Below are 19,066 nucleotides of genomic sequence, written 5' to 3'. Positions count from 1 at the left end.
TGGGGGCGGTCAGGTGCAGCGGGCGACGATCAGCTCGGCGTAGGCCGTCGCGCAGGCGATGACCTCGGCGATGCTGACGGCCTCGTCGACGGCGTGGGCGTCGGCGATGTCGCCCGGACCGTACTGGACGGTCGGGACCCCCGCGGCCGCGTACTGGCGCAGGTCGGAGCCGTACGGGGCGCCGACGAGCTCGGGCAGGGGCTGCCCCGCCGCGACGACGGCCGTCGCGACCTGGTCGCCGAACGGGTCGCCGGTGGGCAGGCGCCCGGCGGCGAAGTGGCCACCCGGCCACGTGACGACGGGCGGGTTCTCGGCGAGCCACGCATCGGTCTGCGCGACGCGCTGCACGGCCTTCTCGAACACGGTCTTGGCGTCGGCGAACGTCTCGCCCGGCATGACGCCGTAGCGTCCCTCGGCCACGAGCTGGTCGGGCACCGTGCTGGCCCAGTCGCCCGCGCGGACGATGCCGACGCTGATGGGCCACGGCAGCATGCCGAAGGGCTCGGGCGGGGCGGTGTTGCGGACGTCCTCGAGCTCGGCGAGCGCGCGGTGCACCAGCTCGAAGGCGCTGATCGCGCTGTGGCCCGTCGCGCGCATCGATCCGTGGGTCGAGCGGCCCTGCACCTGCAGGCGGAACGTCAGGGAGCCGGCGTTGGCCGCCACGACCTGGCCGGCGGTCGGCTCCGCGATGATGCACGCGTCGCCGGTGTGGCCGCGGCGCAGGGTGCCGAACGTGCCGATGCCGCCGTCCTCCTCGCCGACGACCGTGTGCACCGCGAACGGCCTCGACAGCTCGAGGCCGCTGACGGCCCGGGCCGCCGCGATGATCGCGATGACACCGCCCTTCATGTCGCACACGCCGCGGCCGAACCAGCGGTCGTCGACCTCGCGGACGTGCCACGGGTCGGAGTTGGTCCACGAGTCGGGCTCGCCCGGCGGGACGACGTCGACGTGGCCGTTGAGGATCAGCGCCGGCGTGCCGGGGCCGGACGTGCCGACGACACCCCACGCCTCCTCGCGCTCGACCTCCTCGCCGGGGTAGTCGGGATCGGCGCGCAGGGCGTCGAGGTCGAGCCGCCACTGGTCGACGTCGAGGCCCAGGCCCGTCAGGGTCGCGGCGCACCACCGTTGGGCGGCCACCTCGGCGTCCGAGCCGCCGGTGCTGGGGATGTTGACGAGCTGGGCCAGGTCGCGCCTGATCAGGTCGACGTCGATGTCCATGCGGCCAGTCTGGCACCGCCGCCGACGAGGGGGTCACCGCCCTGAGGGGAGGGGGTTGCGGCCCCCGCGCAGGGGCCGCAACCCCCTCGTCGACGGGCGACAAGGGTCTCGTCAGCGGTGGGGGTGCGGTGCTGCGCTAGGCTCCTGCCATGTCGACCCAGCACCTCACGTGGTGGCGCCACCTGTAACGGTGGCCTGTCGACCCCACGCCCAGACCGCCTCGCGCCGGCTCTGGGCATCGTTGTCTCACGACGCTCCTCGTCCGGCCGGGGCATGAACCGAAGGACCTGACATGACCGCCCTCGACGAGACCCTCGCCCAGCCCGCGTTCGCGCTGATCCGGGTGCGCGAGTCCGACACCGTCACGCTGGTCGGCGGGCCCCGCACCGATCTCGACGTCCTGGCCGACATCCCCGTCCGGACCGGTGCCGAGCGCGCGTGGGACCACCTCGTGCTGGTGCCGTACGCGCAGGCCCGCGAGCGTGGCTTCGAGGCGCACCAGGACGGGACGCCTTTGTCGGCGATCGAGATCCGGCACAGCGCCGAGGTGCCGCTGACCGAGCTGCTCGAGCTGCTGCCCGACGTGCCCGTCGAGTTCACCGATCGTGGCGGCTTCGAGACGTCCGACGACGAGTACGCCGGCATCGTCCGCCACATCATCGACGACGAGATCGGTCAGGGCGAGGGCGCCAACCTCGTCATCGGGCGCCACTACCGGGCGCAGGTCGCCGACTGGGGGCACGACGCGGCCCTCACGGTGTTCCGCCGGCTGCTCGAGCGCGAGCGCGGCGCCTTCTGGACGTTCCTGATCTTCACGGGCGACCGCTACCTGATCGGGGCGAGCCCCGAGCGGCACGTCAGCCTCGAGGCGGGCCAGGTGCGGATGAACCCCATCAGCGGGACGTTCCGCATGCGCGGGCTCGAGACGCACGCCGACCGCAAGCGCGAGCTGCTGTCGTTCCTGCAGGACGAGAAGGAGATCTACGAGCTCTTCATGGTCGTCGACGAAGAGCTCAAGATGATGTGCGACATCTGCCACGAGGGCGGTCTCGTGCTCGGCCCGTACCTCAAGCCGATGACGCACCTCGTGCACACCGAGTACCTCCTGGCGGGCCGCACGCACCGCGACGTCCGCGAGGTGCTGCGCGACTCGATGTTCGCCGCGACCGTGACGGGCAGCCCGGTCGAGAACGCCTGCCGCCTGATCAAGCAGTACGAGCCCGAGGGGCGCGGCTACTACGCGTCGGTCGCGGCACTGATCGGCCGCGACGAGCAGGGCGAGCAGCGCGCCGACGCCCCGATCCTGATCCGCACGGCCGACGTCGACCTCGACGGCAACCTCAAGGTCACGGCGGGTGCGACGCTCGTGCGCGACTCCGACGCGGCCTACGAGACGACCGAGACGTGGGCCAAGGCGGGCGGCATCCTCAGCGCCTTCGGCCTGGTCGAGTCGGCTCCCGAGCCGGTCGACGGCTTCGACGCGTTCACGCGCGAGGACGAGGTCATCATCGCGCTGGGGTCGCGCAACCAGCGGCTCAGCCAGTTCTGGCTGACCGACCAGTCGGGCGCCGCGCCGGTGCCGTCGCTGGTCGGCAAGCGGGTCGTGATCGTCGACGGAGAGGACGACTTCGTCAACATGCTGTCGCACGTGTTCGGCGTGCTGGGCATGACGACCGACATCGTGCGGCACGACGCGCCATCGCTCCAGCAGGGAGGCGACCGGGCGCTCGACGGCTACGACCTGGTGGTCGTGGGGCCCGGGCCGGGTGACCCCCGTGACCTCGCCGACCCGAAGATGGCGACGCTGCACGGCGTCGTGCGCGGGCTCCTCGACGCGGATCGGCCGTTCCTCGCGGTGTGCCTCGGCCACCAGACGCTGAGCCACCAGATCGGGCTCGACCTGGTGTTCAAGGACATCGTCTTCCAGGGCACGCAGAGCCGCCTGACGGTGCTCGAGCGGCCCGAGACCGTCGGCTTCTACAACACGTTCGTGGCGCGCGTGCCCGCCGCGGGCCTGCCGGAGGGCGTCACGGTCGAGACCGATCCGGCGACCGGCGACATCCACCTGGTGGCCGGCCCGCACTACCGCGGCGTGCAGTTCCACGCCGAGTCGATCCTGACCCAGAACGGTTTCGGCATCCTGCGCGACCTCGTCACCGACCTGGTCGGATGATCGACGACCTCATCGCGGCGTACCGCGGGACGCGCTACGCCGTGCTCGGTGCCGACGGCGGCACGGTGGCCGAGGCGCTGATCGGCCGGCACGTGCCCGCGGTCGACGCGGTGCTGGACGCGCACGGGGCCCGGTCGGGCGTCTTCATCACGGCCTGGAACCCCCGCAGCGAGCCGACCCACGACGACGTCAACGCCGATGCCCACGCCCGCATGGCGATGGCGCTCGCGAGCGACGGGCTCGTGGCGCTGCCGCACGCCGGCTTCGGGGAGGACCCGGCGTGGCGCGCCGAGCACGGCTTCTTCGTGCTCGACCTGCCCGAGGAGCAGGCCGTCGCGCTGGCGGTCGCCCACGAGCAGAACGCCGTCGTCGTCGTGGAGCGGGGCGAGGCGGCCCGGCTCGTGCTGACCAGCGTGCTGGACGCCTGAGGGGTCAGCCCTTCAGCGCGTTGAGCGCCGAGGCGGCGTGGGCCGCCTTCGCGCCGGTCTTGTCGCTCTCGACGACGAACTTCGGCTCGTCGTCGGACGCCGTGAACTTCTGCTTCGCGAGCTGGAAGTCCTTGGTCTTCTTCTCGACGATCTTCCCGTGGGTGCGACCCTGCGGCGTGTCCCAGCTGACCTTGTCTCCGACCTTCATGCGTCCATCGTGCGTCAGGTCGGGGCGAGCCGCATCAGCACGCGCGGTGCGGTTACCGTGGCCGGGTGCGTGCGATCCCCGACACCTTCGACGCGTCCGTCGTGACGGAGATCGGGGCGCGCCTCGCGGGCGTCGAGTCCGACCACGGCGTGCGGATCCCGTGGGCGATCGAGAGCGGGAGTCGCGCGTGGGGCTTCCCGTCGCCGGACAGCGACTACGACTGCCGGTTCTTCTACGTCCGTGACGAGGACGCGTACCTCACGCCGTGGCTGCCGCGGGACGTCGTCGAGACGCCCCTCGACGCGGTCTTCGACGTCAACGGGTGGGACGTGCGCAAGGCCGTCGAGCTGCTGGCGCGCGGCAACGCGGTCGCCGTGGAGTGGCTGCGGTCGCCCCACGTCTACCGCGGCGACGAGGGCTTCCGCGACGCGATGCTCGACCTGGCCGCCGAGATCGCCGACCGCTCGGCCGTCGGGCGCCACTACACCCACGTGTGCCGTGGTCAGTGGGAGCGGTACGGCGACGAGACCGAGATGCCGCTGAAGCGGCTCTTCTACGCGCTGCGCCCGGCCGCGTGCGTGCGGTGGCTCGAGGCTCACCCCGCCGCGGCGACCCCGCCCATGCAGCTGCAGGTGCTCCTGCAGCAGAGCGGCGCGACGGAGGCGGTGGTCCGCCTGGTCGACGAGCTGGTCGAGGTGAAGTCGCGGACGCGCGAGATGGGGATCGGCGCGGCACCGGCCGAGCTGAGGACGTACGTGGCTGATGCGCTGACGCGCGGGCTGGCGATGTTCGGGGACGTCGCCCCCGCCCCGCGGGTCGACGTGCGCGCGCGGGCGGCCGACGCGTTCAGGCAGCTCGTGCGCACGTACGGCCCGGCGTCGTGACGACCCGGCCGGGTCCGCGACGCCGTCACGCCAGGTGGTCGCGCAGACCGGCCATCGCCGAGTCGAGGAGGTCGAGCAGGTCGGACTCCTCGTGGGCGAGCCAGAACTCGTACGCCGACAGCGCCAGGGCCAGGCTGACGTGGCCGACGGTGACGGGCAGCAGGTCGCCGGGCGCCAGGCCCGTGCGGTCCGCGACGTGGTCGGCGATGACGCCCCGCCACTGCGCGTAGCGCAGCACCGAGTGCGCCTGCAGGGCCGGCGTCGAGAGGATCAGGCCCATGCGGCGGCGGTGCTGGGGGGCCGCGTGCGGGCCGAAGTCGTTGAACCGCAGCATCGCCTGGTGCACGCTCTCGTGCAGCGGCAGCCCGGGCGGCGAGTCGGCGAGGATCTCGCGGAAGTGGTCGAGGCTGTCGGCGAAGCGTCCCCACGGGATGTCGTTCTTGGAGTCGAAGTACCGGAACAGCGTGCGGCGGCCGATGCCGACCGACTCGGCGATCGCCTCGACCGTCGTCTCGGCGAAGCCGCGCTCGTCGAACAGCCGGAACGCGGCCTCCTCGATCTCCTCGTGGGTCGTCGCGACCGGACGTCCTCGGGTCGGTCGGGGTCGCTGGTCCACCGGGGCAACCTACCAATCCGACGTCCACGCCGATCAAATGTCAACAGTTGGCATTTTCTCGTCAAAACTCTCGACTTTTGGCCCTGAGTGTCATTACTGTGTGTCGCACACCACTACCGAGGAGCGAGCATGAGCATCGAGACCCCCGCGACCGAGGTCGCCGAGACCGTCGAGACCGACCCCACCGTCACCGCCGAGTCGCTGATCGAAGAGGTCTCGATCGACGGCATGTGCGGCGTCTACTGAGTCGCCGACCGTCATGACCGAGACGATCGAGATGCTCGACGAGGCCTGGGCGCTGTCGCCCGCCGTGGCGCTGCGACCTGAGCCGTTCGGCGCGATGGCCTACCACTTCGGCAACCGCAAGCTGACGTTCCTCAAGCGGATGCAGCTGGTCGACGTCGTGCGTGGCCTCGCCGAGTGCCCCGACGTCCGGTCGACGCTGCAGGCGGCCGACGTGCCCGAGTCCCAGTGGCCGGGGTACGTCGCCGCCCTGCACGGCCTCGCGGCCACCGACATGATCCGCCCCCGCCCGGCTCCGGCCGGCGCCACCAGTGAAGGTGCCGTCGCATGACGATCCTGGAATCCCGTCCCGTCACCGCCCGCCCCGAGGGCGGCAGCCTGATCGAGCAGTTCGAGCTCGGCCTCGACGCCCCCATCTGCCTGACGTGGGAGCTCACGTACGCCTGCAACCTCGAGTGCGCCCACTGCCTCTCGTCGTCGGGCCGTCGCGACCCCCGCGAGCTCAGCACCGAGCAGTGCAAGGCCGTCATCGACGAGCTGCAGCGCATGCAGGTCTTCTACGTCAACATCGGTGGGGGTGAGCCGACGATCCGTCCCGACTTCTGGGAGCTGCTCGACTACGCCGTCTCGCACGACGTGGGCGTCAAGTTCTCGACCAACGGGGTGCGGCTCAACCCCGAGCGGGCGCGCTTCCTGGCCTCGACCGACTACGTCGACGTGCAGATCTCGCTGGACGGCGCGACGCCCGAGGTCAACGACTACGTGCGGGGCCCCGGCTCGTACGACACCGCGATCACCGCGCTGAAGAACCTGCAGGACGCGGGGTTCGAGGACGCCAAGATCTCGGTCGTCTGCACCCGCCAGAACATCGGCCAGCTCGACGAGTTCAAGGCCATCGCCGACCAGTACGGCGCGACGCTGCGCCTGACGCGCCTGCGTCCGTCGGGTCGCGGCGCCGACGTGTGGGACGAGCTGCACCCGCTGCCCGAGCAGCAGCGCGAGCTGTACGACTGGCTGGTCGCCAACGGCGAGAACGTGCTGACGGGCGACTCGTTCTTCCACCTCTCGGCGTTCGGCGTGGCCGACGGCGGGGGAGCCCTGCCGGGCCTCAACCTGTGCGGCGCGGGCCGCGTGGTCTGCCTGATCGACCCGATCGGCGACGTGTACGCGTGCCCGTTCGCGATCCACGACAACTTCCTGGCCGGCAACGTGCTGACCGACGGCGGCTTCGAGACCGTCTGGCAGCGGTCCGAGCTGTTCACCGAGCTGCGCTCGCCGCAGACGTCCGGGGCGTGCACGTCGTGCGCGTTCTTCGACGCGTGCCGCGGCGGCTGCATGGCCGCCAAGTTCTTCACCGGCCTGCCGCTGGACGGCCCCGACCCCGAGTGCGTCCGCGGCTTCGGCGAGGACGCCCTCGCCTCGGGCGACCGCGTGCTGCCCGAGCAGGGCAAGGACCACTCCAAGGCCAACCCCACCCGCAACCAGCCGGTGATGCTGACGCTGTCGCGCCGCGACGACGCCCTCGAGGTCCAGCGCAGCGGCCCTCCCGTGTCGGCCTGCGCCGAGAACCCGCTCGCCGGCTTCGCCCTCTAGAGACCCCAGAAACGAGAACCTGATGTCGAAGAACCCCTGGGCCCAGAATCCCTGGTTCGAGTCCGTCGCCGTCGCCCAGCGTCGTGCGAAGAAGCGTCTGCCCTCGTCGGTGTACGGCGCGCTCGTGGCCGGCTCGGAGCGCGGTCAGTCGACCGCCGACAACGAGGCCGCGTTCATGGAGCTGGGCTTCGCCCCGCACGTGGCCGGGCACCAGCCCGAGCGGTCGATGGCCACGTCGGTCATGGGTCAGCCGATCTCGCTGCCCGTCATCATGTCGCCCACCGGCGTGCAGGCCGTGCACCCCGACGGCGAGGTCGCCGTCGCCAGGGCCGCGGCGTCGCGGGGGACCGTCATCGGCCTGAGCAACTTCGCCTCGCGCTCGGTCGAGGAGGTCGTCGCCGCCAACCCGCAGACGTTCTTCCAGATGTACTGGACGGGTGACCGGGACGTCATGATCCAGCGCATGCAGCGCGCCCACGCCGCCGGAGCCGTCGGTCTGATCGCGACGCTCGACTGGTCGTTCTCGATGGGCCGCGACTGGGGCAGCCCCGAGATCCCCGAGAAGGTCGACTTCAGGACCGCGCTCAAGTTCGCTCCCCAGGTCATCCGCAAGCCGCGCTGGCTCGCGTCGTTCGCGAGCGACCTGCCCGACCTGACGGCACCCAACCTCGCCGCACCCGGCCAGGCCAAGGGCCCGACGTTCTTCGGCGCCTACTACGAGTGGATGAGCACCCCGCCGCCCACGTGGGACGACGTGCAGTGGATGCGCGAGCAGTGGTACCAGCTCAGCGGCATGCCGTTCATGCTCAAGGGCGTGTGCCGGGTCGACGACGCCCGCCGCGCGGTCGACCTCGGCGTCGACGCGATCTCGGTGTCGAACCACGGTGGCAACAACCTTGACGGCACCCCGGCCCCCATCCGCACCCTGCCGGCGGTCGCCGACGCGGTCGGCGACCAGATCGAGGTGCTGCTCGACGGCGGCATCCGCCGCGGCAGCGACGTCGTCAAGGCCGTCGCGATGGGCGCCCGCGCCGTCATGATCGGCCGGGCCTACCTGTGGGGCCTCGCGGCCAACGGCGAGGCCGGCGTCGGCAACGTCCTGGACATCCTGCGCGGCGGCATCGACTCGTCGCTGCTCGGCATGGGACTGTCCTCGATCGACCAGCTCGACCGCGACATGCTCGTCGTCCCCCAGGGCTTCGAGCGTCACCTCGGTGCAGCCGTCACCTCGGCCGTCCCGGACGACATCGCGGCGACGGCAACGGCCTGAGATGACGAGGCTCGCCGACACCACGTGGACCGAGGTCCCGGCGCGTCCGCTGGTCCTGGTGCCGGTCGGCTCGATCGAGCAGCACGGTCCGCACCTGCCGCTCGACACCGACACCGTGATCGCCGAGGCGGTCGCGCGCGGTGCGGCGGACGCCGTGGGCGGTGACGTGCTCGTCGCGCCGGCGCTGTCGTACGGGTCGAGCGGCGAGCACCAGGCCTTCGCCGGCACCTGCTCGATCGGCACCGAGGCGCTGCACCACGTGGTCGTCGAGCTCGTGCGGTCGCTGTCGACCTGGGCGGGGCCGGTCGTCTTCGTGAACGCGCACGGGGGCAACCTCATGGCGCTGACCACCGCCGTCGTGCAGCTGCGCGACGAGGGGCACGACGTCTCGTGGCTGCCGTGCGCCACCGAGGACGTCGACCTGCACGCCGGCCTCACCGAGACCTCCCTGATGCTGTGCCTGCGCCCCGGGTCGGTGCGGCTCGACCGCGCGGAGCCGGGCGACACCCGACCCCTGCGCGAGATCCTGCCGACCCTGATGCAGGGCGGGGTGGCCGCGGTCTCGGCGAACGGCGTCCTCGGCGACCCGACCGGTGCCGACGCCGAGCGCGGCGCAGACGTCCTCGCGACGATGGTGCGCCAGACGGTCGACGCGCTGTCGGACGGCGTCGTCGACGCCCGGGGCAGGATCGGGCTCGCCGAGCGGACGTCGTGAGCCCCGAGCCGCGCGGCGTCGAGCTCCCGGCGGGGTTCGTGGTGCGGCTGCACGACGACGTCGTCCCGGGCGCGGTGCTCCGCCGCGGCACGCGGGTGCTGCGGATGTCGTCGGCGGCCCTCGCGATGACGTCGGGCGGCACGGTCACGGTGGCGGATGCCGGCAGCGCGGCGCTGGCCGGGCGGCTGCTCGACCTCGACCTGGCGGTCCCCGTCCTCGACGGGGCAGGGGGCGACGTCGCCGCGGCGCTGACGCAGGTGACCGTGGTCGTGCCGGTGCGTGATCGTCCCGCTGGCGTCGACCGCCTGCTGTCGTCGCTGCGACCGGCGCTGCGCTGCGTCGTGGTCGACGACGGCTCGCTCGACGCCCGGGCGCTGGCGGACGTCGTCGGTCGCCACGGCGCCGAGCTGCTGCGGCTCGACGTCAACCGCGGGCCGTCCGCCGCACGCAACGCCGGCCTGCGGATCGTGGCGACCCCGCTCGTGGCGTTCGTCGACTCCGACGTCGAGGTGACGGCGGACGCCGTCGCCGGGCTCGTGGCCCACACGGCCGATCCCGCCCTGGCCGCGGTCTCGGCGCGGGTGCGCTCGCGCGGCGGGCAACGGTGGTTCGAGCGGTACGAGGACGCGCACGGATCGCTCGACCTCGGACCCGTGCCGGCGACGGTCAGGCCCTGGTCGGCCGTCTCCTACGTGCCCACCGCGTGCCTGCTGGCGCGCGTCGACGCGCTGGGCGCGGGCTTCGACGAGCAGATGACCAGCGGCGAGGACGTCGACCTGGTGTGGCGGCTGCTGGGGGAGGGACGCCGGGTCCGGCACGCGTCCGACGTCGTGGTGTGGCACCACGGACGCACGACGCTGCCGAGCTGGCTGGGACGCAAGTGGTTCTACGGGACGAGCGCGGCGTCGTTGTCGCGGCGGCACGGCGAGCTCGTCACCCCCGCGGTGCTGACGCCGGGAGCGGCCACCCTGATCGGTGCCGCGCTGGTGCAGCGCCGCTGGGCGTCCGCGATCGCGGCGGGCGTCACGCCGACGGAGCGCGTCGCGATCGTCGCGGGCTCGGTGCGCACCACGTCCGCCCAAGGTGCGGCCCTGGCCCTGCGCCACTGGTGGCCCGTGGCGGCCGCGGCGTGCGTCGTCTCGCGCCGGGCCCGCCGGTTCGTCGCGGTCGCGGGGGCGGCCGACGCCGTCCTGGCCCGTGCCCGGGCCGACACCACGCTCGGCGTGGGCCGGTTCGCGCTCGCCCGGCGTCTCGACGACGTCGCGTACGGCACGGGCGTGTGGAGCGGCGCGGCCCGCGACCGGTCCGTGCGCTGCCTGCTGCCGCAGTGGATCACCCCGCGGCGGGTGTCGTCGCGGCGCGCGGAGCCGTCATGAGCCACGACGTCGTCGTGGTGGGCGCCGGCGCGGCCGGTTGCGTGCTGGCCGAGCGGCTCTCGGCCGATCCGTCGGTGCGGGTGCTGCTGGTCGAGGACGGTGGACGCGCACGCGATCCGCTGCTCACGGTGCCGCGAGCGTTCCCCGTGACCCTGCGGTCGGCGCGCCACGCGCGCACGTATCCGACGGGGCCGTCGGCGGGAGTGCCCGCCGAGGCCTGGACCCGGGGCCGCGGGCTCGGCGGGTCGACGTCGGTCAACGGCCTGATGTGGGTGCGCGGCGCACCCGCCGACTTCGAGACGCTCGAGCGGGCGGGCGGTCCCGGGTGGGGGCCGGACGCCTTCCTGCGCGCGTACCGCGCCATCGAGGACCACGCCCTCGGTGCCTCGGCGACGCGGGGCGCGGGCGGTCCGGTCCACGTGTCGGTCCCGCTGGTGCCCGACACCGTGACGGACGCCGTGCTGGCGGGTGCCCGGGCGGTCGGGCTCCGCGAGGTCGACGACTTCAACGACTCGGACGACGAGCGCATCGGCCGGGCGCCGGCCACGATCCTGCGCGGCCGCCGGGTCAGCGCGGCCACCGCCTTCCTGTCGGTGGCGCGCGGGCGCCCCAACCTGACGATCGTGACCGGCGCCCGCGTCGAGCGCGTCCTCCTGGAGGGCGACCGCGCCGTCGGGGTGTCGATCGTCCGGGGCACGCGTCGCGAGGAGGTGAGGGCGCGTCGCGAGGTCGTCCTGGCCGCCGGGACGATCGAGAGCCCCCTGCTGCTCGAGCGGTCGGGCATCGGCGACCCGGCGGTGCTCGCGGAGGCCGGCGTGCGCGTGCGGGTCGAGCGGCCCCGCGTGGGCGAGGGCGTGATCGAGCAGCGGGCCGTCAGCATGCAGGTCAGGTTCGCCGACCGTCGCGGGCTCACCGAGCGGCTCAACACCCGGCCGCGGCTGGCACGCGAGGCGCTCTCGTACCTCGCGACGCGGCGCGGGCCCATCGCGTCCAGCGGCTACGACGTCGTCAGTGCCTTCCGGTCCGACCCGGGGAGCGAGCGCCCGGACGCCCAGGGCGTCTGGGTGCCGATGGCCCTCGACGAGACGTCGGACCGCATGCAGCTGGCGCCGTACTCGGGCCTGCTCTTCACGGGTTGGGCGATCCGCCCGACGACGCCCGGCTCGATCCACCTGGCGCCGGCGGGATCGGCGGGCCCCGTCATCGTCCCGCGCTACCTGCTCGACCCGGCCGAGCAGGCGACGACGGGCGGGATCCTGGCCCACGCCCGGGCCGTGGTGGCGGCGTCCGCCCTGGCCGACGTGGTGGAGCGCGAGGTGTTCCCGGGCCCGGACGTCTCGTCGCCGGCGCAGGTCGTCGAGCACGCCCGCGCCCACGGGGGCGGCATCTACCACGCGGTGGGATCGTGCGCGATGGGCCCGGACGACGACGCCGTCGTCGACGCCGATCTGCGGGTGCGGGGCGTCCGCGGCCTGCGGGTCGTCGACGCGTCGGTCCTGCCCCACCAGGTGTCGGGCAACTCCGCGGCCCCGGTCATGGCCCTGGCGTGGCTGGCGTCCGAGCGCGTGCTGGGGTCCTAGGACCGTCTCCGTCCAACTGTTGACAGTTGACAAAGATCGGCGTCACAATAGGACGAGCGCGGGAATGTCCAGACCGCGGTGGTCACGGCTTGAGGGCAGAATCGAACGACATGTCCCCTAGCCATCGGCCGTCCCCGGACGGTCCGTGAGGAGCAACTGTGAGTGATGAAGCCGGCGCGGCCCTGACGCGCGATGGCACGTTCTCCCGACGCACCGAGATCGTGATCCGCGACATGATCCTGGACGGCACGATCCCCCCGGGCGAGCGGCTCAACGAGGTCGCGCTCGCGTCCGCGCTCGGCATCAGCCGCGGCCCGCTGCGCGAGGCGATCCAGCGACTGGCCGGTGAGGGCCTGCTGACGGTGATCAGCCACCGAGGCGCCTTCGTCCGGACGTTCGAGGCCCGCGAGCTCGACGAGCTGTACGACATGCGGTGCGCGTTCGAGATGTACGCGGTGCGCCTGATCTGCCGGCGCGCGGACGACGAGCAGCTCGGCGACCTGGCCGCCTTCGTCGCCGACACGGGGCTCGCGATGGACGACTCGAACGGCCGCTACCCCGCCGACCGCGACTTCCACCGCCGCCTGCTGGCGCTGGCCGGCAACACGACCCTCGAGCGCGCCGCCCTCGACACCCAGGCCCAGATATCGCTGGCCCGATCGATGTCGGCCCAGGCGCCCAGCCGCGCCAAGGCTGCGCTCGACGAGCACCAGGCGATCGTCGACGCGCTGCGCAGCCGCGAGCCCGACGTCGCGGTGCGCCTGGTCCAGCAACACCTCGAGCACGCCCGGAGCGGCGCCCTTGCCGCCCTCGGCTTCACCGACGATCCTCGAAAGGGGAATGAGACCCCATGACCGACACCCCCGGCCTCCGCGCGCTCATCGAGCAGGCCACCTCACCGATCCTGTTGCCGGGAGCGCCGAACGCGCTCACGGCCCGCGTCATCGAGCAGGCAGGATTCGGAGCCGTCTACGTCTCCGGGGCCGGGGTCACCAACACCTACCTGGGCATGCCCGACCTGGGGCTGATGTCGGTCACCGAGCTGGTCGGCCACGTCGCCGCGATGGCGGAGTCGGTCTCGATCCCGCTGGTGGTCGACGCCGACACGGGCTTCGGCAACGCGCTCAACGTGCAGCGGACGGTGCGCCAGCTCGAGCGGGCGGGCGCCTCGGCGATCCAGCTCGAGGACCAGGTCAGCCCGAAGAAGTGCGGGCACTTCGCCGGCAAGGACGTCGTCTCGATGCAGGAGATGGTCGGCAAGGTCAAGGCCGCGGTCGACGCGCGTCTCGACGACGACCTGCTGATCATCGCGCGCACCGACGCGCTGTCGACCGAGGGCCTCGACGCCGCCTGCGAGCGCGCCGCGGCCTACTCCGAGGCCGGCGCCGACATCCTGTTCATCGAGGCACCCACCACGACCGAGCAGATGGCGCACATCGTGCGCACCGTGCCCGGCATCCACATGGCCAACATGGTCGAGGGCGGGCTCACGCCGTTGACGTCCCGCGACGAGCTCGGCGAGCTCGGCTTCTCGATCGCCCTGTACGCCAACGCCGCGATGCGGGGAGCGGTCTCGGGCATGCGGCAGGTCATGGACCACCTGCGCGTGCACGGCGACACCCTCGCCGCGGCCGACCTGATGATCAGCTGGTCCGACCGGCAGGCGCTCGTGCGCAAGCCCGAGTTCGACGAGCTCGACCGCCGCTACGCCGCCGACCTGCCCGCGCAGGGGGTGACCGCATGACGATCCACGACCTGCGCCTCTCGGGGGGCCGCGTCTACCTGCACGGCACCGGGACCGCCGACGTCGACCTGCTGGTCACCGACGGCCTGGTCGCGGGCATCGTCTCGCGCGACTCCGACGCCGAGGCGCGCGAGACCGTCCAGCTCGACGGCAAGCTGGTGCTGCCCGGCGCGATCGACCCCCACGTGCACCTGGGCAAGGACATCCGCGTCCCGCGCGACCCCGACGACGCCCGGCTCGAGACCGCGTCCGCCGCGGCCGGCGGGATCACCTCGATGCTGGTCTACCTGATGAGCGGCGAGCCGTACGAGACCGTCGTGCCGGGCGCCCAGGCCGTCATGGAGCAGGACTCCTACGTCGACTTCGGCTTCCACATCTGCGTGGGCACCGACGACCACGTGCACGACATCCCGGCCTACATCCGCGAGTTCGGCATCTCGAGCTTCAAGTTCTTCATGAACTTCAAGGGCGACGAGGGCAAGTACCTCGGGCTGCCGGGCAACGACGACGGGTACATGTACGACGTGCTCGGCATGGCCGCCGACAACGGCGCCATGATCAACCCGCACCCCGAGAACATCGAGCTGGTCTGGAAGCTCAAGAACCGGCCGATCGACGAGTCGCGTGGACCGCTCAGCGCGTGGAACCAGTCGCGTCCCTCGTTCGTCGAGGCCGAGGCGGTGCAGCGCGTCGCCTACATGGCCCAGATCACGGGGGCCTCGGTCTACGCCGTGCACACCAGCAGCCAGCTCGCGCTCGAGGCGATGGAGCGTCAGCGTCGCTCGTACGAGAACCTCTTCGTCGAGACCTGCACGCAGTACCTGACCTTGACGACGGACGCGCAGTGCGGCACCTACGGCAAGGTCAACCCGCCGATCCGCGAGCGCGCCGACCTCGAGGCCCTCTGGACGGGTCTGGCCGAGGGGCGCGTCGACACGGTCGGGTCCGACCACAACGCACGCCACCGCTCGTTCAAGGAGAAGGACGTGTGGACGGCGTCGGCCGGCTTCCCCGGCACCGGCGGCGTCCTGCCGCTGACGCTCACCGAGGGCCTGCGGCGCGGGGTGCCGCTCGAGCGGCTGGTCGACGCGACGTCGACGCGCTCGGCGAAGCTGTTCGGGATGTACCCGCAGAAGGGGACGATCCGCGTGGGCTCGGACGCCGACCTCGCGATCGTCGACCTCGACGGCAGCTACACGATCAACGCCGCCACGCAGCACTCCGGCGCCGACTACACGCCGTGGGAGGGCACGGAGGTGCCCCTCAGCGTGGTGCACACGATCGTCCGCGGGGTGTTCGCCGTGCGCGACGGTCAGCTGGCCGACCGGACGACCGGACGGTACCTGCGCCGCGAGCGCAGCGGTGCCGACGCCCTCGCCGCCGCAGAGAAGGATGCCGACGCATGACCGAGACCATCGACACGGACCCCATCGACCCCCTGACGCGTGAGCGCTACGACGCGGCGGGCTTCGGTCGTCCCGTCGGCCTCGGCAAGCGCCCGGGCCTGCTCATCATCGACGTGCAGTACCGCACGACCGGCACGGCTCCCGTGCCGTTCGACGAGGCCATCGGCGAGTTCACGACGAGCTGCGGCGACGTCGCGTGGGACGCCGTGGGCAACATCGCCCAGCTGCTCGCGCTGTTCCGCGAGAAGGGCTGGCCGGTCCTCTACCCGTACGTCGCCCCCAAGAAGGCGTTCGACGCCGGAGCGCTGGGTGCGAAGGTGCCGGGGATCATGGACATCCCCGACAAGGGGTACGAGTTCCACCCCGACATCGCGCCGCTCGAGGGCGAGATCCTGCTGCCCAAGCGTCATCCCAGCGCCTTCTTCGGCACGCCGCTGCTGAGCTACCTGGTGCAGGCCGGCATCGACTCGCTCGTCGTGACGGGCTGCTCGACGTCGGGCTGCGTCCGCGGCAGCGCGGTCGACGCGTTCTCGTACAACTACAAGGTCGCGGTGCCGTCCGACGCGGTCTACGACCGCAGCCCGCTCGTGCACGAGGTCAACCTGTTCGACATGGGGCAGAAGTACGCCGACGTGTCGACGACCGCCGACCTGCTGGCCTCGCTGCGAGAGATCGGCGACCGGTGACGTCCGGGCCGGGCTACATCGTCGCCGAGGTCACGGTGCACGACGCCGAGACGTACGACCAGTACGTCGAGCGGAGCGGCCCCGTGCTGGAGAAGTACGGCGCCCGGCTGCTGGCGCACGCCTTCCCGGCAGCCGGCGAGCTGGTCGTGAAGGAGGGCGGTCGCACGTTCGAGCGCCTCGTGATCGTGCAGTTCGACAGCCTCGACCGGGTCACGGAGTTCTACCACTCGCCCGACTACCAGGCCGTGATCGGCCTGCGCCACGACTCGGCCGAGTCGCACGTCTACCACCTGGCCGGCGTCGAGTCCTGACGTCGCCGGACACCCGGCCGCCCCTCTCGAGGGGCGGCCGTTTCGTCGTGTCCGGACGGTGCGAGAGACCGTTACACAACGTTTACTGAGAACTGTTGACAGTTTGCAGTTAACGCGGCTAGCGTGACTCGCGTCATAGTCCGTCGACCGGAAGCAGATGCATGTACGCCAGCGCATGGGACCAGCTCCCCGAGGTCGAGGGTCTGCCCAACAACTTCCGCACCGCCGTCGCGGGCCGGGAGATGGGCGTCAACCAGATCCGCTGGGTCCACCCGACCGAGCTCCCGCCGCACACCCACGAGGACGCGGAGCAGGCCATCGTCATGCTCAGCGGCCGCATCGCGTTCACGATCGACGGCGCCGAGCTGGAGCTGACGGCCGGCGACGTCTGCATCGTGCCGCGCGGCTCCGTGCACGGCGGCCACAGCATCGAGGGCGAGGCCGTGTTCGTCGAGGTGTTCGCGCCCCTGCGCATCGAGAACCTCGTCGGCTTCCTCGGCGGACCGTCCATGCCGAAGCAGGAGACCACCGCATGACCCTCCAGCAGATCACCTCACGCGTCCACGTCGAGACCGCACACCTGGGCAGCAACAACTCGATCGTCGTCGGCGACGACGGACTCGTCCTGGTCGACTCGCCGCACCGTCCCACCGACGCCATGCGGTGGAACGAGACCGTCTCGGCGTTCGGCGAGACCCGCTTCGTCGTCAACACCGACCACCACCCCGACCACACGATCGGCAACTTCTGGATGGGCGGCGAGGTCGTCTCGCACCGCGGCACCCGCGAGCGCCTGCTGACCGACGCCCCCAGCGACGAGTACCTGCGCGACCTGTTCTCGCGCATCGACCCCGACGCCGTCGCGCTCGTGGACGACTACACGGTGCGCGTCCCGAACGTCGTGTTCAGCGACCGCCTGGACGTCCACGTCGGCGGGGCGAGCCTCGAGCTGACGTTCCGCCCCGGCCACACGGCCAACAGCCTCCTCGCCTGGTTCCCGCAGGACGCCGTGATCTTCACCGGCGACATCGTGTGCGAGGCCGGCCTGCCGTCGTTCCAGGACTCGCGCCTGTCGAACTGGTTCGACGCCATCGACGCGGTCGCCGAGCACGACTTCGAGTTCCTCGTCCCCGGTCACGGGGAGGTGGCCGACCGCGCGGTGGTCGACCACTACCGCCAGCTCGGCCGAGAGGTCGTGGCCGAGGTGGCCGCGGCGATCGCCGCCGGTCACGACCGCGACCAGGCGTGCGACGAGATCCGCTTCGAGGACAACATCCACGTCGACACGGACGACTACGTCGGCTACCCCGACTCGCTCGTCGAGATGTTCCAGCGGCGGTCGATCACCGTCATCTACGACGACCTGATGGAAGACCCCAGCCTCGCGAACCGATAGCAGACCATCCGAGACCCGAGCGAGCACGCAGCGTCACCGCCTCACCCCCACCCCCACCCCCTTTGGAGTACTGATGATCACCAAGAAGTTCTCGGCAGTCGCGGTCACCGCGGCCGCCCTGCTCATGCTGGGAGCCTGCGGCAGCAGCTCCTCGGACGGCGGATCCGGGTCGTCCGGCGACAGCAAGGCCGAGGTAGCGGCAGCGCAGAAGGCCGTGGACGAGGCCAAGGCCATCCCGGGCACCGACGACCTCGGTGACCCGATCGACGTCGCGTCGCTCAAGGGCAAGACCATCTACTCGATCCCGATCGACAGCAAGGCCGAGTTCTACTCGGTCGGCGAGAAGGCGATGAAGAAGGTCGCCGCCGAGGCGGGCATCAACTTCGTGACCTTCCCGTCCGACGGCACGCAGACCTCGTTCCAGCAGGGCATCCAGCAGGCGATCAACGCCAAGGCCGGCGCGATCATGCTGAACGGCCCGCTGGCGGAGACCCTTGGACCCCAGATCGACGCCGCCAAGAAGGCCGGCATCCCGGTCATCCCCCTGCACCTCAGCGACAGCGAGGGCGAGGGCACCCCGGGGCTCGACTACGAGGCCTTCGCCCCGTTCAACCAGGCCGCCCGCCTGTTCACGCAGTACGCGATCGCCAACCTGAAGGGTGAGCCCGTCCACGCGCTCGTCATCCAGGTCTCCGAGACCGGTCCGTCCGAGGGCATGGTCAAGACGATCGAGGACACCCTCGAGAACGAGGCGCCGTCCGGCTCCAAGGCGACGGTCGTCAACGCGCCGGTCGCCCAGTGGTCGACCCAGGTCCAGGGCCTCGTGCAGTCGGCCCTCCTGAAGGACCCGAAGATCAACGCGGTCCTGCCGATCTACGACTCGATCGCGCTGTACGCCGCACCCGGCATCAAGCAGGCCGCGCCCAACCGCGACGTCAAGATCTACTCGTTCAACGGCACGCCGGCGATCCTGAAGATGGTCAAGGACGGCTCCGTGGCCGTCAACGTCGCCGAGAACCCCGACTGGGTCTCGTACGTCAACCTCGACGTCGCGTTCCGCGCCATGCTCGGCGCGCCGCCGATCAAGGGCGAGACCGGGCCGCTGCGCCTGATCGACGCCTCCAACGTCGACGAGACCGGCAACCCGCCGGAGAGCGGCAAGGGCTTCGGCGACGAGTACCCGACCGCGTTCCTCAAGCTCTGGGGCCTGGCGTAG

21 protein-coding genes are annotated in these 19,066 nt (G+C 71.9%); 18 read left to right on the top strand and 3 right to left on the bottom strand.

The genetic code is table 11. The annotated features are described in order from the left end of the window. Window positions 1-9 precede the first annotated feature (9 nt). The gene (locus ASD10_RS01875) at window positions 10-1,221 is read right to left on the bottom strand and encodes an ArgE/DapE family deacylase (RefSeq protein WP_056603793.1); all 1,212 of its coding nucleotides are present in this window, start codon (window positions 1,219-1,221) and stop codon (window positions 10-12) included. A 292-nt stretch (window positions 1,222-1,513) separates the two neighbouring features. Here ASD10_RS01875 and ASD10_RS01870 point away from each other — a divergent pair, with 292 nt between their 5' ends. After that, the gene (locus ASD10_RS01870) at window positions 1,514-3,394 is read left to right on the top strand and encodes an anthranilate synthase family protein (protein WP_056603790.1); all 1,881 of its coding nucleotides are present in this window, start codon (window positions 1,514-1,516) and stop codon (window positions 3,392-3,394) included. Beyond that, a complete protein-coding gene (locus ASD10_RS01865; RefSeq protein ID WP_056603787.1) occupies window positions 3,391-3,822 on the top strand; it encodes a DUF3293 domain-containing protein in 432 nt (143 codons plus the stop codon). The genes ASD10_RS01870 and ASD10_RS01865 overlap by 4 nt, the downstream gene beginning before the upstream one ends. Window positions 3,823-3,826: 4 nt before the next feature. Here the strand turns inward: ASD10_RS01865 and ASD10_RS01860 are convergent, their stop codons facing one another. Next, window positions 3,827-4,030 (bottom strand): DUF2945 domain-containing protein, encoded by a 204-nt coding sequence (locus tag ASD10_RS01860; RefSeq protein WP_056603784.1) that lies wholly within the window; start codon window positions 4,028-4,030, stop codon window positions 3,827-3,829. Window positions 4,031-4,095: 65 nt separating this feature from the next. On the opposite strand from ASD10_RS01860, the gene ASD10_RS01855 reads away from it, so the two are divergent. Beyond that, the gene (locus tag ASD10_RS01855; RefSeq protein ID WP_056603781.1) at window positions 4,096-4,914 is read left to right on the top strand and encodes a DNA polymerase beta superfamily protein; all 819 of its coding nucleotides are present in this window, start codon (window positions 4,096-4,098) and stop codon (window positions 4,912-4,914) included. A 25-nt stretch (window positions 4,915-4,939) separates the two neighbouring features. Here the strand turns inward: ASD10_RS01855 and mftR are convergent, their stop codons facing one another. Further along, on the bottom strand, window positions 4,940-5,530 hold the full coding sequence (mftR, locus tag ASD10_RS01850; protein WP_056603778.1) for a mycofactocin system transcriptional regulator: 591 nt from the start codon (window positions 5,528-5,530) through the stop codon (window positions 4,940-4,942). A 129-nt stretch (window positions 5,531-5,659) separates the two neighbouring features. Between mftR and mftA the strand changes: the two genes are divergently transcribed. The 15 genes from mftA to ASD10_RS01780 all read left to right on the top strand — a co-directional run bounded on the left by mftA (window position 5,660) and on the right by ASD10_RS01780 (window position 19,066). After that, window positions 5,660-5,776, top strand: coding sequence for a mycofactocin precursor MftA (gene mftA / locus ASD10_RS18200; protein ID WP_082555961.1), 117 nt, complete (start codon window positions 5,660-5,662; stop codon window positions 5,774-5,776). Between the two features lie 13 nt (window positions 5,777-5,789). Further along, the gene (gene mftB, locus ASD10_RS01845; protein WP_056603775.1) at window positions 5,790-6,104 is read left to right on the top strand and encodes a mycofactocin biosynthesis chaperone MftB; all 315 of its coding nucleotides are present in this window, start codon (window positions 5,790-5,792) and stop codon (window positions 6,102-6,104) included. After that, entirely contained in the window at window positions 6,101-7,366 is a 1,266-nt protein-coding gene (mftC, locus tag ASD10_RS01840; RefSeq protein WP_056603772.1) for a mycofactocin radical SAM maturase, read from the top strand. Before mftB ends, mftC begins: the two co-directional genes overlap by 4 nt. 22 nt (window positions 7,367-7,388) lie before the next feature. Then, the gene (gene mftD / locus ASD10_RS01835; RefSeq protein ID WP_056603768.1) at window positions 7,389-8,636 is read left to right on the top strand and encodes a pre-mycofactocin synthase MftD; all 1,248 of its coding nucleotides are present in this window, start codon (window positions 7,389-7,391) and stop codon (window positions 8,634-8,636) included. Window position 8,637: 1 nt separating this feature from the next. Further along, complete coding sequence (gene mftE / locus ASD10_RS01830; RefSeq protein WP_056603765.1) at window positions 8,638-9,351, top strand: mycofactocin biosynthesis peptidyl-dipeptidase MftE; 714 nt, start codon at window positions 8,638-8,640, stop codon at window positions 9,349-9,351. Continuing rightward, complete coding sequence (gene mftF, locus ASD10_RS01825) at window positions 9,348-10,727, top strand: mycofactocin biosynthesis glycosyltransferase MftF (protein WP_056603762.1); 1,380 nt, start codon at window positions 9,348-9,350, stop codon at window positions 10,725-10,727. The genes mftE and mftF overlap by 4 nt, the downstream gene beginning before the upstream one ends. Then, complete coding sequence (locus tag ASD10_RS01820; protein WP_056609778.1) at window positions 10,724-12,307, top strand: GMC family oxidoreductase; 1,584 nt, start codon at window positions 10,724-10,726, stop codon at window positions 12,305-12,307. Before mftF ends, ASD10_RS01820 begins: the two co-directional genes overlap by 4 nt. 158 nt (window positions 12,308-12,465) lie before the next feature. Further along, on the top strand, window positions 12,466-13,161 hold the full coding sequence (locus tag ASD10_RS01815; protein ID WP_056603761.1) for a GntR family transcriptional regulator: 696 nt from the start codon (window positions 12,466-12,468) through the stop codon (window positions 13,159-13,161). Next, entirely contained in the window at window positions 13,158-14,051 is an 894-nt protein-coding gene (locus ASD10_RS01810; protein ID WP_056603758.1) for an oxaloacetate decarboxylase, read from the top strand. The genes ASD10_RS01815 and ASD10_RS01810 overlap by 4 nt, the downstream gene beginning before the upstream one ends. Then, complete coding sequence (locus ASD10_RS01805) at window positions 14,048-15,457, top strand: dihydroorotase family protein (protein ID WP_056603755.1); 1,410 nt, start codon at window positions 14,048-14,050, stop codon at window positions 15,455-15,457. The genes ASD10_RS01810 and ASD10_RS01805 overlap by 4 nt, the downstream gene beginning before the upstream one ends. Further along, complete coding sequence (locus tag ASD10_RS01800; protein ID WP_056603752.1) at window positions 15,454-16,143, top strand: isochorismatase family protein; 690 nt, start codon at window positions 15,454-15,456, stop codon at window positions 16,141-16,143. Before ASD10_RS01805 ends, ASD10_RS01800 begins: the two co-directional genes overlap by 4 nt. Next, entirely contained in the window at window positions 16,140-16,454 is a 315-nt protein-coding gene (locus ASD10_RS01795) for a DUF1330 domain-containing protein (protein ID WP_056603749.1), read from the top strand. Before ASD10_RS01800 ends, ASD10_RS01795 begins: the two co-directional genes overlap by 4 nt. Window positions 16,455-16,615: 161 nt before the next feature. Next, the gene (locus tag ASD10_RS01790; RefSeq protein ID WP_056603746.1) at window positions 16,616-16,990 is read left to right on the top strand and encodes a cupin domain-containing protein; all 375 of its coding nucleotides are present in this window, start codon (window positions 16,616-16,618) and stop codon (window positions 16,988-16,990) included. After that, a complete protein-coding gene (locus tag ASD10_RS01785; RefSeq protein ID WP_056603743.1) occupies window positions 16,987-17,850 on the top strand; it encodes an MBL fold metallo-hydrolase in 864 nt (287 codons plus the stop codon). Before ASD10_RS01790 ends, ASD10_RS01785 begins: the two co-directional genes overlap by 4 nt. Window positions 17,851-17,923: 73 nt before the next feature. Beyond that, window positions 17,924-19,066 carry a sugar ABC transporter substrate-binding protein gene (locus tag ASD10_RS01780; RefSeq protein ID WP_056603739.1) on the top strand — a complete coding sequence of 381 codons (1,143 nt, stop codon included), beginning with the start codon at window positions 17,924-17,926 and terminating at the stop codon, window positions 19,064-19,066.

It is taken from the genome of Aeromicrobium sp. Root472D3, from assembly GCF_001426485.1.
Classification (GTDB): Bacteria; Actinomycetota; Actinomycetes; order Propionibacteriales; family Nocardioidaceae; genus Aeromicrobium.
Note: the sequence above shows the minus strand (reverse complement) of the source record. Positions and strands in the feature narration are given on the sequence as shown.